Consider the following 13,848-nt stretch of genomic DNA (forward strand, 5'->3'; position numbering starts at 1 on the left):
CGTTCTAGTTCTGGCGCGCCAAGGAGCAGCATGTCCATCGCAATCAGCGACGAGCAGGTCGAGCTGGCCGGAAGCTTGCGCAAGCGGGCGGCGAGCCTCGGCGGCATCGAGGCCGCGCGCGAGGCCGAGCACGACCCAGGCGCCACCTTCGACGAGGTCTGGGCGGCCGCCGAGGAGATGGGTATCGCGGCGATCGCCGTACCCGAGTCGGCAGGGGGTGGCGGCGGCACGGTCCTCGACCAGGCCGTCGCGCTCGAGGCCTGCGCCCACGAACTGCTGCCCGGTGGGCTGCTCGGGGCTGCGATCGGGAGCATCCTCACGGGTCGTCCGGGTCGGTACGGCGTGCAGGTGCACCCCGCGGGGGTCGTGTGGGACGGCGGCACCGCCGCGGAGGCCCTTCTGCTCGACGGCGGCGACGTCTCGCCGTCGGCGGGCCTGGACCTGACCGCCCGTCACGCCGCCGCGACCGGTGTTCCCGGCTCCGCGGTCGACGACCGGCGTCGTCGCGTCGCGGTGACGCTGGCGGCCGCCGAGTCGGCCGGCGTGGCGCGCTGGTGCCTGGAGACGGCGGTCGAGTACGCGAAGGTGCGCGAGCAGTTCGGCAAGAAGATCGGGTCCTTCCAGGCGATCAAGCACCTCTGCGCCGAGATGCTGGAGACGGTCGAGGCGGTCACCGCCGCCGCGTGGGACGCTGCCGCCTGTGCGGACGGGGAGGATCCGGCGCAGTGGGCGTTCGCCGCCGACGTGGCCCACCTGATCTGCTTCGACGGAGCGGTCGAGGTCGCCAAGGGCTGCATCCAGGTGCTGGGCGGCATCGGCTTCACCTTCGAGCACGACGCCCACCTCTATCTCCGTCGGGCTCACTCGCTCCGGGCACTGGTGGGCCCGTCCGACGCCGCGGCGGAGCGGCTCACGGCTGCCGCCGTCGCCGGGGTACGACGCCGGGTCGACGTCGACCTCGGCGGCCGTGACGAGGCGATCCGGCCGGAGGTCGCCGCGACCGCCGACGCGATCGCGGCACTGCCCCCGGAAGAGCGGCGCGCGGCACTCGTCGAGACCGGCTTCCTGACCCCGCACTGGCCGAAGCCGTACGGCCTGGCAGCCGATCCGACCCTCCAGATCGTGATCGACCAGGAGCTCGCGCGGGCCGGAGTGGATCGTCCCGACCTCGTGATCGCAGGCTGGGCGCTGCCGACGATCCTCGCTCACGGCACCGAGGAGCAGTGCGCGCGATTCGTGCGGCCCTCGCTGATGGGTGAGCTGGTCTGGTGCCAGCTGTTCTCCGAGCCCGGCTCCGGCTCGGACCTGGCGTCACTCCGGACGAAGGCGATCCGGGTCGAGCCCGCCACCGACCCGGCAGGACGCGCCGGCTGGTCGATCTCGGGACAGAAGGTGTGGACCAGCGTCGCCGAGCGGGCCGACTGGGGGATCTGCCTGGCTCGCACCGATCCCGACGCCCCGCCACACAAGGGCATCACCTACTTCCTGGTCGACATGAGGTCGCCCGGGATAGAAGTACGGCCGCTGCGCGAGATCACCGGCGAGGCGCTGTTCAACGAGGTGTTCCTCGACGCGGTCTTCGTGCCCGACGAGAACGTCGTGGCAGCGCCGGGCGACGGCTGGAGGCTCGCCCGCACGACCCTCGCCAACGAGCGGGTGGCGATGGCCAGCGCTCGGCTCACCAAGAGCGTCGAGCGCATCGTGCAGATCGCAACGGAGCGCGAGCTGGGCGCCGTCGAGCGCAACAGGATCGGCCACCAGGTGGCCCTGGCGACGGTCTGCGGCCTGCTCGGCGTCCGGACCACGCTGCGGGCACTCGCCGGCCACGGGCCGGGCGCCGAGTCGAGCGTCGCCAAGCTGCTCGGCGTCCGCAGCCGTCAGGACTCCTCGGAGCTGGCTCTCCAGCTGCAGGGGGACGGCATCGCGGTGCTCGGCGAGCTCGAGCGCGACGGCGACCCGGTCGCCGCGGACGTCTGGGAGGCGCTCAACACCCGCTGCCTCTCGATCGCCGGTGGCACCACCCAGATCCTGCGCAACGTCGCAGGCGAGCGGATCCTGGGACTACCGCGTTCCTAGGCCGCCGGCGCGGTCGGTCAGCTCGCCGGCGCGCTCGCGGCGCCAGGTGTTCCAGTGCCAGGTCAGGAACCGCTCGGTCGCCCGCACCAGGTGCTGGGAGCGGATCGAGGGGAAGACGTCGAAGGCGTGCTGGGCTCCGGGGAGCTCGGCGTAGACGACCGTCCGCTTGGATGTGGCCCGCAGCGCCTCGGCGAAGGCACGCGCCTGCCTGGGGTCGACCAGGGTGTCGCGCGAGCCGTGAATGATGAAGAAGTCCGGGTCGTCAGGGGTCACCCGCAGCAGCGGCGAGGCCAGCTCGTAGATCTCCGGGTGGTCCTCGAAGCGCTCCTTGATCACCCAGCCGGACAGGAACCGGTCCCGCAGCACGAGCGCGGACTTCAGGCCGCTGGCCCCGGCGAGGTCGTAGATCCCGTAGTAGGGAACCGCGGCCTGCACCGAGGTGTCGGCGCTCTCGAAGCCCGGCTGGTACTCGGGGGCGTTGGGCGTCACCGCGGCCAGCGCCGTCAGGTGCCCGCCGGCCGAGCCCCCGGTGATGGCGACGTACTCCGGGTCCCCGCCGTACTCCGCGATATTGTCCTTGATCCACGCGATCGCGGCCTTCACGTCGACGATCTGGGCGGGCCAGGGGTCGCGAGGCGCGAGCCGGTAGTTCGGCGCCACGCAGACCCAGCCTCGCGCAGCCATGTGCTGCATCAGCGGGAGCCCCTGCTGGTCCTTGTTCCCGATCGTCCACCCTCCGCCATGCACCTGCAGCAGGACCGGCGCCCCCTTCGCGGGCGTGACCTCCGAGGTGTAGACGTCGAGCAGTCCCCGTCGGCCGTACGGCGCGAACCGGATGTTCTTGTGCACCTCGACCCCGGCCTTGCGCGCCGCGCGGCCGAACGCGAAGGGGTTCGCGATCCGCCCCCAGGGGATCGCGCGGTCCGCCGGGGAGGGCTTGGCGTCGAGCTGCTCGACGTAGTCGACGCCGAGGCCCTCGACGAGTGCATCCTCTGCGTGCTCGACGGCCTTCCTGCTCTGCCTGACCAGGTAGACCAGACCGGCGGCGGAGAGCCCGGCGAGCACCAGCCCCCGCGGATCGCGGCGCGGCCCGAACGCGTTGGCCGCCGCGTCGGCAGCGGTCAAGCCGAGGACGTGCGGGGCGAGCTCGCCGGTGACCCAGCCCGCGAAGAACGCGGGGATGCCGGCGCCGGCGCCGGGGATCGGACGGATCGCGTTGGCCGTCAGTGCCGCGGTGACCACCTGTCGCCGTACGAACCCCATGACCAGAACCTTATCCGGCTCGTTGTCCGGAACTGATACGTGTTCTATGTTCGCCATGGGGCGTCGAGACGGGAGCTGGGCATGGATCGACTGTCGGGACTGGACGCGAGCTTCCTCTATCTGGAGACGCCCTCGCAGCTCATGCACGTGTGCGGGGTGATCGTCCTCGACCCGAGCACGATGCCGGAGCCCTACACCTTCGACCGGCTCCAGGCCGCCATCGACGAGCGTGTCCACGACGTGCCCGAGTTCACCCGCAAGATCCGGGCGGTGCCGCTCGGCCTCGACCACCCGGTCTGGGTGTGGGACCAGAACTTCGACATCGAGCGTCATGTGCACCGGCTCGCCGTGCCGAGCCCGGGTGGCTACCGCGAGCTGATGGACCTGTGCGCGCACCTCGCCTCGCTGCCGCTGGACCGTTCGCGCCCGCTGTGGGAGATGTGGGTGATCGAGGGCTACCGGACCGAGGAGGGCGACGAGCGGGTCGTGGTGTTCGCCAAGATGCACCACGCGACGGTCGACGGCGTCTCGGGCGCCAACCTGCTCTCGCACCTGTGCTCGATCGAGCCGGAGGCGCCGCCGCTCGTACCCGACCCGTCGCTCCGTCACCCCCGCGACCCGGGCAAGGGCGAGCTGCTCGGCCGCGCCGTCGCCGGCACGGCGACCAGGCCGCTCGCCCTCGCCAAGATGCTCAAGCCGTCTGCCGAGCTGGTGACCAAGACGATCGGCCGCGCGCGGCAGGGTACGGCGATGGCCGCACCCTTCTCGGCGCCTCGCACCTCCTTCAACGGCACCATCACCGGGCACCGCTCGATCGCGATCGTCGACCTGCCGCTCGGCGACATCCGCGAGGTCAAGCAGGCGACCGGCGCGACCGTCAACGACGTGGTGCTGACCGTCGCCGGGGGTGCGCTGCGCGCCTACCTCGAGGAGCGGGACGAGCTGCCGGAGACGTCCCTGCTGGCAACGGTCCCGGTGAGTGTGCGAGACAGCTCGAAGCGGTCCAGCGGCGCCAACAAGATCTCGGCGCTGTTCACGAAGCTGGGTACCGACGTCGAGGACCCGGTCGAGAGGCTGGCCATGCTCGCCGAGCGCAACAGGCACGCCAAGGAGCACCACAACGCGATCAGTGCCGACGCGCTGCAGGACTGGGCGGAGTTCGCCGCGCCCCGGACCTTCGGCCTCGCGGTGCGGACCTACGCCAACCTCCGGCTCGCCGAGAAGCACCCGGTCGTGCACAACCTGGTCATCTCCAACGTCCCCGGCCCGCCGATCCCGCTCTACTTCGTGGGAGCCCGGATCGACGTGCTGTGTCCGCTGGGCCCGGTGTTCCATGGAGCCGGCCTCAACATCACCGTGATGTCGAACGACGGCAAGGTCCATGTGGGCGTGATCGCGTGCCGCGAGTCGATGCCCGACACCGACGCGTTGGCGCGGCACTTCCCGGCCGAGCTGGAGCGGCTCAAGGATGCCGTGGCGGGCCGGTGACGCGCGACCGCTCCTCGGCGAGGATCTGGAGCCGGTCCAGGATCACCCCGTGCTGGATCTCCGGCGGCCGCCAGGCGTCGGCGTAGAAGCGGCGGTCGACCTCCGGGGGATCCGGGAGCATGGTCGTCAGCTCGAGCATGGTGCGGTCGACCCCGAGCTCCACCCGCGCCATGTAATCGAGAACGCGGCCGAATCGCCGGTCGAGCGCCCGCGGGTCGCGCATCGTGAAGTCCGCGTCGGCCAGGCGGAGTGGCGGGTGGTCGTCCGCCAGTCGGTCGACGTGGGCGCGAAGGCGGAGCTGGGTGTCCTGAGTCATCACGAACACTTCGTCACCATGCGGCTGGCGGATGGACGGTGCGCCTCAGACTAGAACACGTTACAGTTTGGACCGTGGATGCTGAGGCGATCAACGCAGTCCGCGCCGTCGTCGGCGAGGTGCTGGGCCGGGAGTCGGACGCGGGCGAGTGGGCCGCCTGGGCGGCGGCTGGGCTGACCTCCCTCCCGGTCCCCGAGGAGTACGGCGGCGACGGGCTCGGGCTGCCCGAGGTAGCCGTGCTGCTGCGGGAGTCGGGACGGCGGGCCGTGCAGGTCCCGGCATGGGAGACGCTGTGCTGCGGCGCGCTCACGCTGGCGGCGCACGGCACCGAGACCCAGCGCAAGGAGCTGCTGCCCGGTGTCGTCTCCGGCGAGGTGCTGCTCACGCCGGCGATGCGCGAGCCCGGCACCGGCCCGATCCGGACCACCGTCACGAACGGCGCGGTGACCGGCCGCAAGGTCGGCGTCACCTACGCGGAGTCCGCCACCCGGCTGCTGGTCACCGCCCTCGACGGCGAGAGCGAGGTCGTCGCCCTGGTCGACCCGAACGGACCGGGGGTCACGCTCCACGCGGCCAGTGCGTCCAGCGGCACGCCGCAGCACACCGTGGTCCTCGACGGCGCTCCGGCGGAGCTGCTCGAGGAGGGGGCTGCCGACCGACTCGCCGATCTCGCCCGGGCCGGCCTGGCCACCACGGCGGCCGGCGTGCTGGCCGGAGCCCGCGACCTGACGGCCGAGTACGTCAAGGGGCGCACCCAGTTCGGACGCTCGCTGGCCGAGTTCCAGGCCGTCTCGCTGCAGATGGCCGACGTCTACGTCGCCTCACGCACCCTCGACCTGGCCGCCGACAACGCGGTGTGGCGGGTCGCCCAGGCTCTCCCGGCCGACGACGACCTGCGGGTCGCGGGCTACTGGGTGAGCCAGGTGGCGCCGCACGCCTTCCGGACCTGCCACCACCTGCACGGCGGCATGGGGGTCGATATCACCTACCCCCTGGTCGGCTACACGACCTGGGGCACCGACCTCGCCCATGCCTGCGACACCAGTGCTGCGCAGGTCCCGGTCGAGGACCCCGCGACCAAGAACCTCGAGCTCACCGTGGAGCAGCGGGCACTCAAAGCCGAGCTGCGCAGCTACTTCGGCAGCCGCGTGCACGACGAGCCGGCCGACCCCGGCGTGGTCGAGGGCACGTGGGACCGCCACGGGCCGTCGTACCAGAAGCTCATCAAGCAGCTCGGTGACGACGGCTGGATGGGCGTCGGCTGGCCGAAGGAGTACGGCGGCCACGGACTCGGCGAGGTCGAGCAGACCATCTTCGGCAACGAGGCGCAGTACCACGACGTGCACCTGCCCGCAGTGACGCTGCAGACCGTCGGGCCGACGCTGATCCGCTACGGCACCGAGAAGCAGAAGCAGATGTTCCTGCCCAGGATCCTCGCGGGCGAGGTCCACTTCGCGATCGGCTACAGCGAGCCGGACGCCGGCACCGACCTCGCATCGCTGCGGACCGTCGCGCGGCGGGACGGGGACCACTACGTGGTCAACGGCCAGAAGCTCTGGACCACCGGTGGCCACCAGGCCGACTACATCTGGCTCGCCTGCCGCACCGACCCGGACGCCCCGAAGCACAAGGGCATCTCGATCCTGATCGTCGACACCTCCGATCCGGGCTACAGCTGGACGCCGATCATCACGGCCGACGGGTCGCACCACGTGAACGCGACCTACTACAACGACGTGCGGGTGCCCGTCGACATGCTCGTGGGGGAGGAGAACGAGGGCTGGAAGCTGATCACGACCCAGCTCAACCACGAGCGGGTGATGCTCGGCCCCGCCGGCCGGATCGAGGGCCTGCGGGACCGGGTGATCCGGTGGGCCGACCGCGCCGGCGTACGCGCCGAGCCCGACGTGGCCGACCTGATCGGCAAGGCCACGGCGGTGTTCCGGATCAACGAGCTCCTCAACTGGGAGGTCGCGCACGCCGCCGCGTCGGGTGAGCTCGAGGTTGCGGACGCGTCCTCCTCGAAGGTCTTCGCGGCCGACCAGGTGCAGCACCTGCTGGCCGACCTGATCTCCCTGGTGCACCGCCACGGCGACCCCGGGGAACCGGAGACCAGGAGGCTGCTCGACTATCTCGACGCCCAGTCCAAGCGGAACCTGGTGCTCACCTTCGGTGGCGGCGTCCAGGAGGTGCAGCGCGAGCTGATCTCGATGTTCGGCCTGGGCCTGCCGAGGGTGCCCCGGTGAGCGAGGAGCTGGTGGACCCCGCCGTCCACGAGAAGGTCATGGCCGAGGCCGAGCGCATCAAGTCGTGGGGCGAGGCCGCCGAGCGGTTCGCGCGCGACCCGGTCAACCAGCCGACGATCAACAACTGGCTCGAGGCGATCGGCCTCGACAGCCCGCGGTTCACCGCCGGTGAGGCGCCGCCGTCGATGGCGCAGGTCTGGACGATGTACGGCCTCGGCGGCAGGCCCAGCGAGGACGACCCGCTGCATACGATGATGACCGTGCTGACCGATGCCGGCTTCACGGCCGTGCTCGGCACCAACTGCGAGCAGACCTACGAGCGCTACCTGAGGGTGGGGGAGCAGCTTCGGGTCACCACCGCCCTCGACTCCGTGGTCGGCCCCAAGGCGACCGCCATGGGTGTCGGCTACTTCGTCACCTCGCGCAGCACCTGGTACGTCGAGCACGACGACGGGACGTCCGAGCGGGTCGCCACCATGCTGTTCCGGGTGCTCAAGTTCGTCCCGGCCTCCGATCCCGGAGATCGCCCCGGCGACCGTCGCGACACCAGGGAGGACACATGAGCACCGACGTCGTGCGGCCGGTCGTCAGCCGCGACAACTCCTACTTCTTCGAGGGCACGGCCAGCCGCGAGCTGCGCATCCAGCGGTGCAACGCCTGCGGCGTGCTCCGCCATCCGCCCGGCCCGGCGTGTCCGAACTGCGGCGCCCTGGACCGCGGCTGGGTGGTGGCGAAGGGCGAGGGCACCGTCTACTCCTACGTCGTGCACCGCGCGCCGCAGGTGCCGGGCAAGCAGCTGCCGCTGGTGATCGCGCTGCTCGACCTCGAGGAGGGGGTCCGGATGGTCGCGGAGGTGACCGGGGTCCCGGCCGACGGTCCTGACGGGCTGAGGATCGGGGAGCGGCTGGTCGTGGACTGGAACGTGATCGACGACGAGCTGACGCTGCCGATCTGGCGGCGGCCGGAAGGGGAGCGTCAATGAGCGGCGTACTCACCGGTCTCGAGGTCGGACAGCGGATCCCCGAGTGGACGCTGCCGATCACGCCCACACTGGTCGTCTCGACCGCGATCGCGACCCGCGACTTCCAAGACGTGCACCACGACCGGGACGTCGCGCAGGCCGCCGGGTCGAAGGACATCTTCGTCAACATCCTCACCTCCACCGCGCTCTGCGAGCGCTTCGTCACCGACTGGGCAGGCCCGGAGGTGCAGATCGAGGGCATCGCGATCCGCCTGGGAGCGCCCGCCTACCCCTACGACACGCTCACCTTCGGCGGCGAGGTCACCGAGATCACCGACGGGGTGGCCACGATCAAGGTGGTCGGCAGGGTGTCGCTGGGCGACCACGTCATCGGCACCGTGAGGATCGCAGCATGAGCTCGCGCACGCTGGCAGGCAGGGCCGCCATCGTCGGCATCGGGGCGACCGAGTTCTCGAAGGAGTCCGGCCGCTCCGAGCTCCAGCTCTCCGTCGAGGCGGTCCAGCACGCACTGGCCGACTGCGGCCTGACGCCGGCCGACGTCGACGGCCTGACCACCTTCACCATGGACAGCTCCGCCGAGATCGCGGTCGCCCGCGAGCTCGGCATCCCCGAGCTGCGCTTCTTCAGCCGGATCAACTACGGCGGCGGCGCCGCCTGCGCGACGATCCAGCAGGCGGCCATGGCGGTGGCGACCGGCGTGGCCGACGTGGTCGTCGCGTACCGAGGCTTCAACGAGCGCTCCGGTGACCGTTTCGGGCAGGTGTCGAGATGGGCGGCCGCGCAGGTCAACACCAACGGCCTGGACAACGCGTGGACCTACCCGCTGGGCCTCTCCACCCCCGCAGCGACGGTGGCGATGCAGGCCCGCCGGTACATGCACGAGTACGGCGCCACGTCCGAGGACTTCGGGCGGGTGGCCGTGGCCGGCCGCCGGCATGCCGCGACCAACCCGGCCGCGTTCTTCTTCGGCCGGCCGATCACGCTCGAGGAGCACCAGGCGTCACGGATGATCGCCGACCCGCTGCATCTGCTCGACTGCTGCCAGGAGTCCGATGGGGCGGTCGCGATCGTGGTGGTCTCGGCCGAGCGGGCCGCGGACCTGCCGCAGAAGCCCGCCTACATCGCCGCGGCCGCGCAGGGGTCCGGGCGCGACCAGTTCGTGATGACGTCCTACTACCGCGACGACATCGGGATCCCGGAGATCGGCGTGGTCGGTCGCGAGCTGTGGAAGCAGTCCGGTCTCACCCCTGACGACGTGCCGATGGCGATCCTGTACGACCACTTCACGCCGTACGTCCTCATGCAGCTGGAGGAGCTCGGCTTCTGCGGTCGCGGTGAGGCGAAGGACTTCGTCAGGGACGGTGCGATCGAGGTCGGCGGCCGCCTCCCGATCAACACGCACGGCGGTCAGCTGGGCGAGGCCTACATCCACGGCATGAACGGCATCGCCGAGGGCGTCCGCCAGATCCGCGGCAGCTCGGTCAACCCGGTGGACGACGCGCACCATGTCCTCGTCACCGCCGGCACGGGCGTTCCGACGAGCGGGCTGATCCTCTCCGCCTGAAGGGGGCGGTCGGGTCACTCGCCTCCGCGTTTCGCCTGGAACCCGAACGCCAGGGCCGCCCCGATCAGCGCGCCGACGACGAGGAAGATGAACTGGTCGGTCGCAAGCCACAGCAGCACGCCCAGTCCAGCAGGGACGGCGAACCACGCGGCGCTCACCTCTCGACGATAACCCGGGGTGAGCCGGACGGCTGTCCGGAAAGTGAGCGGTACCACAGCGGATCCTCCCGGCCCCTGTGCGAAGATGACACCAAGAGCTCGCGTGCTCTGGGGTCGGTGAAACTCCGAACCGGCGGTGACAGTCCGCGACCCGCCCCCGCAAGGGGGCGGTTGACCAGGTGGAACTCCTGGACCGACGGTCAAAGTCCGGATGGGAAGTGCACGCGTGCGTCGGTGGTGCGGCTGCGACGTCTCGACGTCGACGGCGCCGCATCCCCGCCGCCGTACGACCCCGGAGTCCGCGCCAGGACGAAAGGACGACGGTGAGCGACAGCAGGGGGGCCTTCACCCATGATTACGACGCGATGCGGCGTGCCCTCGCGCTAGCGGCGAGCCCCGGGGTGCCTCTCCACCCGAATCCGCGCGTCGGCTGCGTGCTCCTCGCACCGGACGGCACCGTGGTCGGGGAGGGCTACCACCGCGGCGCGGGCTCGCCGCACGCGGAGGTCGAAGCGCTCGCGGCCGCGGGCGACCGTGCCCTGGGCGCGACGGCCGTCGTCACGCTCGAGCCCTGCAACCACACCGGCCGCACCGGTCCGTGCGTGCAGGCCCTCATCGCCGCCGGGATACGACGTGTGGTGGTCGCCCAGCGCGACCCGAATCCCATCGCCGGCGGCGGACTGGAGGCACTGGCCGAGGCGGGGATCCAGGTCGACGCCGGCATGCTCGTGGACGACGCGGTGGCGCTCAACCGGTCGTGGACCTTCGCGCACGTGCACGGCCGGCCGTTCGTGACCTGGAAGTTCGCCTCCACCCTGGACGGCCGGAGCGCCGCAGCGGACGGCTCGTCGCGCTGGGTCTCCTCCGCGCCGGCGCGTCGCGACGCCCACCTGCTGCGCGGCCTGTGCGACACCATGCTGGTCGGCACCAACACCGTCGAGGTCGACGATCCGCAGCTCACGGTCCGCGACGATGACGACCAGCCCTTGCCCGTGCAGCCGCTTCGCGCGGTGATGGGGGAGCGCGACCTGCCCGAGGATCGCCGGATCCTCGACGACCAGGCGCCGACCGTGCACCTTCGCACCCGCGACCCAGCACAGGCGCTCGCGACGCTCTATCACGACCACGAGCGCCACCACGTCTTCCTCGAGGGCGGGCCCACGCTCGCCGCCGCCTTCCTCAAGGCCGGCTTGGTGGACGAGGTCGTCGCCTATGTCGCGCCGGCTCTGCTCGGTGACGGCAGGACGGCCGTCGGGCAGCTCGGAATCCAGAGCATCGACCAGGCGTTGCGCTTCGACCTCGTCGACACGACCGTGATCGGGAAGGGTCCCGAGGCCAACGTGCGCCTGGTCCTCACGCCCCGGAAGGAGAGCTGATGTTCACCGGCATCGTCGAGGAGCTCGGCACCGTCGCCGCCATCGAGGACCAGGGTGACGCGATCCGGCTCACGATCGGCTGCGAGATCGCGCTGACCGACGCCGGCCTCGGCGACTCGATCGCCGTCAACGGCTGCTGCCTGACCGTCGCGGAGCGCACCGACTCCACCTGGACGGCCGACGTGATGGCCGAGACGCTCGCCAAGACCAGCCTCGGCGGCCTCGCCGTCGGTGACCGGGTCAACCTCGAGCGCGCGGTCACCGTCGACAAGCGCCTCGGAGGACACATCGTCCAGGGTCACGTCGACGCCGTCGGGGAGGTCGTCGCCCGCACCCCCAGCGAGCACTGGGAGGTGGTCGAGATTGCGATGCCTCCCGAGCTCGGCCGCTACCTGGTCGACAAGGGATCGATCACGGTCGACGGCACCTCGCTGACCGTCGTGGAGGCCAGGGACGACACGTTCACCGTCAGCCTCATCCCGGAGACCCTCGTCCGGACCACGCTCGGCTCCCGAGCCCCCGGCGACCGGGTGAACCTCGAGGTCGACGTCATCGCCAAGCACGTCGAGAAGCTCGTACGGGCCTACACACAGCAGGAGAAGCAATGACCGAGAAGGTCCGTCTGGACCCCGTCGAGCGCGCCGTGGCCGACATCGCGGCGGGCAGGGCTGTGGTCGTCGTCGACGACGAGGACCGAGAGAACGAGGGCGACATCATCTTCGCCGCGAGCAAGGCGACGCCGGAGCTGATGGCCTGGACCATCCGACACTCCAGCGGCGTGATCTGCGCGCCGATGCCGGGACCGATGCTCGACCGGCTCGAGATCCCGCTGATGACCCCGCACAACCGCGACAAGATGCGCACGGCGTACACGATCTCGGTCGACGCTCGTGACGGCGTGACGACCGGGATCTCCGCGGCGGATCGCGCCCACACGGTGCGGGTGCTCGCGGACTCGGCGACCGAGCCGTGGGAGCTGACCCGCCCCGGGCACGTCTTCCCTCTGCGCTACCGCGAGGGCGGCGTGCTCGTCCGCCGCGGTCACACCGAGGCCGCGGTCGACCTGTGCCGGATGGCCGGGCTGACGCCGGCCGGTGTGCTGGTCGAGGTGGTCAACGACGACGGCACCATGAAGCGTGCCCCGCAGCTGCGCGCGTTCGCCGACGAGCACGGGCTGGCCATGATCTCCATCGAGGACCTGGTGCGCTACCGCCGCCGCACCGAACGACACGTCCTGCGCGAGGCGGAGACCCGGCTGCCCACCAGGCACGGTGAGTTCACCGCCATCGGCTACACGATCACGGTCGACGACAGCGAGCATGTCGCTCTCGTGTACGGCGACCCGGCGACGCTGTCCGAGGAGGGGCCGGTGCTGACGCGCGTCCACTCCGAGTGCCTCACCGGCGACGTGTTCGGCAGCGATCGGTGCGACTGCGGTCCGCAGCTCAACGAGGCGCTCGGCCGGATCGTCGAGGAGGGCCGCGGGGTGGTGGTCTACCTCCGCGGACACGAGGGCCGGGGGATCGGGCTGGTCGCGAAGCTGCAGGCCTACCAGCTGCAGGACGGCGGCCGAGACACCGTCGACGCCAACCTCGACCTCGGGCTGCCGGCCGACGCTCGCCACTACGGCGCGGCGACGCAGATCCTCAAGGACCTGGGCGTGACCGAGGTGCGGCTGCTGACCAACAACCCGACGAAGGTCAGCGACCTCGAGGACTACGGCATCAAGGTGACCGAGCGGGTCTCCCTGACTCCGCACCCCAACGACCACAACCTGGCCTACCTGCTCACCAAGCGGGACCGGATGGGCCACCACCTCCCGAACCTCGAAGGAGTGAACTGATGGCTGGGCACGGCGCTCCCGACATCGAGCCCGTCGACTGCCACGACCTGCGGGTTGCGGTCGTCGCCGCGAGCTGGCACATCCCGGTGATGGACGGGCTGATCGCCGGCGCCCAGCGGGCGTTCGCCGACCACAAGGTCGAGGCGCCGGTCATCGTCCGGGTGCCCGGCACGTTCGAGCTACCGGTGACGGCCGCGGCCCTCGCGCCGTCGTACGACGCCGTGATCGCGCTGGGTGTGGTCATCCGCGGCGGCACGCCGCACTTCGACTACGTCTGCAACGCCGCGACCGACGGACTCACCCGGGTGGCGCTCGACCACCAGGTGCCGATCGGGTTCGGCGTGCTCACCTGCGACGACGAGCAGCAGGCGCTGGACCGGGCGGGGCTGGAGGGCTCGAAGGAGGACAAGGGCTACGAGGCGGCGGCCGCGGCGTTGCAGACGGCAGCGACCCTCAAGCGCATCCGGCGCGGCTACGCCACCTGATCGGGTGAGACCGGCGCGGGTCCTGCCGTGGTCACGCCGTAGGCTGACCCC

14 protein-coding genes and 1 riboswitch are annotated in these 13,848 nt (G+C 71.3%); of the genes, 11 read left to right on the plus strand and 3 right to left on the minus strand.

Annotation, left to right across the window (positions count from 1 at the left end; genetic code table 11):
• The first annotated feature begins 30 nt into the window (after positions 1-30).
• Positions 31-2,076 (plus strand): acyl-CoA dehydrogenase family protein, encoded by a 2,046-nt coding sequence (locus E7Z54_RS12645; protein ID WP_136434202.1) that lies wholly within the window; start codon positions 31-33, stop codon positions 2,074-2,076.
• On the opposite strand, the gene E7Z54_RS12650 is transcribed toward E7Z54_RS12645, so the two are convergent.
• Complete coding sequence (locus E7Z54_RS12650) at positions 2,062-3,339, minus strand: alpha/beta hydrolase (protein WP_136434204.1); 1,278 nt, start codon at positions 3,337-3,339, stop codon at positions 2,062-2,064. The genes E7Z54_RS12645 and E7Z54_RS12650 overlap by 15 nt on opposite strands.
• 81 nt (positions 3,340-3,420) lie before the next feature.
• Here E7Z54_RS12650 and E7Z54_RS12655 point away from each other — a divergent pair, with 81 nt between their 5' ends.
• Positions 3,421-4,827 (plus strand): WS/DGAT/MGAT family O-acyltransferase, encoded by a 1,407-nt coding sequence (locus tag E7Z54_RS12655; protein WP_136434206.1) that lies wholly within the window; start codon positions 3,421-3,423, stop codon positions 4,825-4,827.
• Here E7Z54_RS12655 and E7Z54_RS12660 read toward each other — a convergent pair.
• Positions 4,802-5,143, minus strand: coding sequence for a hypothetical protein (locus tag E7Z54_RS12660; protein WP_136434208.1), 342 nt, complete (start codon positions 5,141-5,143; stop codon positions 4,802-4,804). The genes E7Z54_RS12655 and E7Z54_RS12660 overlap by 26 nt on opposite strands.
• 74 nt (positions 5,144-5,217) lie before the next feature.
• Here E7Z54_RS12660 and E7Z54_RS12665 point away from each other — a divergent pair, with 74 nt between their 5' ends.
• Genes E7Z54_RS12665 through E7Z54_RS12680 form a run of 5 tightly spaced genes read left to right on the plus strand, consistent with a single transcriptional unit; the run spans position 5,218 to position 9,935 of the window.
• Positions 5,218-7,389, plus strand: coding sequence for an acyl-CoA dehydrogenase (locus tag E7Z54_RS12665; RefSeq protein WP_136434210.1), 2,172 nt, complete (start codon positions 5,218-5,220; stop codon positions 7,387-7,389).
• Positions 7,386-7,952, plus strand: a complete 567-nt coding sequence (locus tag E7Z54_RS23245; RefSeq protein WP_240769659.1) for an FAS1-like dehydratase domain-containing protein — start codon at positions 7,386-7,388, stop codon at positions 7,950-7,952. The genes E7Z54_RS12665 and E7Z54_RS23245 overlap by 4 nt, the downstream gene beginning before the upstream one ends.
• Complete coding sequence (locus E7Z54_RS23250) at positions 7,949-8,371, plus strand: Zn-ribbon domain-containing OB-fold protein (protein ID WP_168798302.1); 423 nt, start codon at positions 7,949-7,951, stop codon at positions 8,369-8,371. The genes E7Z54_RS23245 and E7Z54_RS23250 overlap by 4 nt, the downstream gene beginning before the upstream one ends.
• Positions 8,368-8,766: a MaoC family dehydratase gene (locus E7Z54_RS12675; RefSeq protein WP_136434212.1), complete on the plus strand. Its 399-nt coding sequence runs from the start codon at positions 8,368-8,370 to the stop codon at positions 8,764-8,766. The genes E7Z54_RS23250 and E7Z54_RS12675 overlap by 4 nt, the downstream gene beginning before the upstream one ends.
• Entirely contained in the window at positions 8,763-9,935 is a 1,173-nt protein-coding gene (locus E7Z54_RS12680) for a lipid-transfer protein (RefSeq protein ID WP_136434214.1), read from the plus strand. Before E7Z54_RS12675 ends, E7Z54_RS12680 begins: the two co-directional genes overlap by 4 nt.
• Positions 9,936-9,949: 14 nt before the next feature.
• Here the strand turns inward: E7Z54_RS12680 and E7Z54_RS23255 are convergent, their stop codons facing one another.
• On the minus strand, positions 9,950-10,093 hold the full coding sequence (locus E7Z54_RS23255) for a hypothetical protein (RefSeq protein WP_168798303.1): 144 nt from the start codon (positions 10,091-10,093) through the stop codon (positions 9,950-9,952).
• A 99-nt stretch (positions 10,094-10,192) separates the two neighbouring features.
• A riboswitch (FMN riboswitch) is annotated at positions 10,193-10,321 on the plus strand.
• Between the two features lie 137 nt (positions 10,322-10,458).
• Here E7Z54_RS23255 and ribD point away from each other — a divergent pair.
• Genes ribD through ribH form a run of 4 tightly spaced genes read left to right on the plus strand, consistent with a single transcriptional unit; the run spans position 10,459 to position 13,797 of the window.
• The gene (gene ribD / locus E7Z54_RS12685) at positions 10,459-11,469 is read left to right on the plus strand and encodes a bifunctional diaminohydroxyphosphoribosylaminopyrimidine deaminase/5-amino-6-(5-phosphoribosylamino)uracil reductase RibD (protein ID WP_136434270.1); all 1,011 of its coding nucleotides are present in this window, start codon (positions 10,459-10,461) and stop codon (positions 11,467-11,469) included.
• Positions 11,469-12,077, plus strand: coding sequence for a riboflavin synthase (locus E7Z54_RS12690; RefSeq protein WP_136434216.1), 609 nt, complete (start codon positions 11,469-11,471; stop codon positions 12,075-12,077). Before ribD ends, E7Z54_RS12690 begins: the two co-directional genes overlap by 1 nt.
• On the plus strand, positions 12,074-13,312 hold the full coding sequence (locus E7Z54_RS12695; RefSeq protein WP_136434218.1) for a bifunctional 3,4-dihydroxy-2-butanone-4-phosphate synthase/GTP cyclohydrolase II: 1,239 nt from the start codon (positions 12,074-12,076) through the stop codon (positions 13,310-13,312). Before E7Z54_RS12690 ends, E7Z54_RS12695 begins: the two co-directional genes overlap by 4 nt.
• Positions 13,312-13,797 (plus strand): 6,7-dimethyl-8-ribityllumazine synthase, encoded by a 486-nt coding sequence (gene ribH, locus E7Z54_RS12700; protein ID WP_136434220.1) that lies wholly within the window; start codon positions 13,312-13,314, stop codon positions 13,795-13,797. Before E7Z54_RS12695 ends, ribH begins: the two co-directional genes overlap by 1 nt.
• Positions 13,798-13,848 lie beyond the last annotated feature (51 nt).

It is taken from the genome of Nocardioides sp., assembly GCF_004803405.1.
In the GTDB taxonomy this organism is placed as follows: Bacteria; Actinomycetota; Actinomycetes; order Propionibacteriales; family Nocardioidaceae; genus Nocardioides; species Nocardioides vastitatis.

Excerpts from the sequence above, each read along its gene's own strand:
- E7Z54_RS12645 (WP_136434202.1), top strand. The coding sequence starts at position 31 with ATGTCCATCGCAATCAGCGACGAGCAGGTCGAGCTGGCCGGAAGCTTG.
- E7Z54_RS12650 (WP_136434204.1), bottom strand. The coding sequence starts at position 3,339 with ATGGGGTTCGTACGGCGACAGGTGGTCACCGCGGCACTGACGGCCAAC.
- E7Z54_RS12655 (WP_136434206.1), top strand. The coding sequence starts at position 3,421 with ATGGATCGACTGTCGGGACTGGACGCGAGCTTCCTCTATCTGGAGACG.
- E7Z54_RS12660 (WP_136434208.1), bottom strand. The coding sequence starts at position 5,143 with ATGACTCAGGACACCCAGCTCCGCCTTCGCGCCCACGTCGACCGACTG.
- E7Z54_RS23250 (WP_168798302.1), top strand. The coding sequence starts at position 7,949 with ATGAGCACCGACGTCGTGCGGCCGGTCGTCAGCCGCGACAACTCCTAC.
- E7Z54_RS12675 (WP_136434212.1), top strand. The coding sequence starts at position 8,368 with ATGAGCGGCGTACTCACCGGTCTCGAGGTCGGACAGCGGATCCCCGAG.
- E7Z54_RS12680 (WP_136434214.1), top strand. The coding sequence starts at position 8,763 with ATGAGCTCGCGCACGCTGGCAGGCAGGGCCGCCATCGTCGGCATCGGG.
- ribD (WP_136434270.1), top strand. The coding sequence starts at position 10,459 with ATGCGGCGTGCCCTCGCGCTAGCGGCGAGCCCCGGGGTGCCTCTCCAC.
- E7Z54_RS12690 (WP_136434216.1), top strand. The coding sequence starts at position 11,469 with ATGTTCACCGGCATCGTCGAGGAGCTCGGCACCGTCGCCGCCATCGAG.
- E7Z54_RS12695 (WP_136434218.1), top strand. The coding sequence starts at position 12,074 with ATGACCGAGAAGGTCCGTCTGGACCCCGTCGAGCGCGCCGTGGCCGAC.
- ribH (WP_136434220.1), top strand. The coding sequence starts at position 13,312 with ATGGCTGGGCACGGCGCTCCCGACATCGAGCCCGTCGACTGCCACGAC.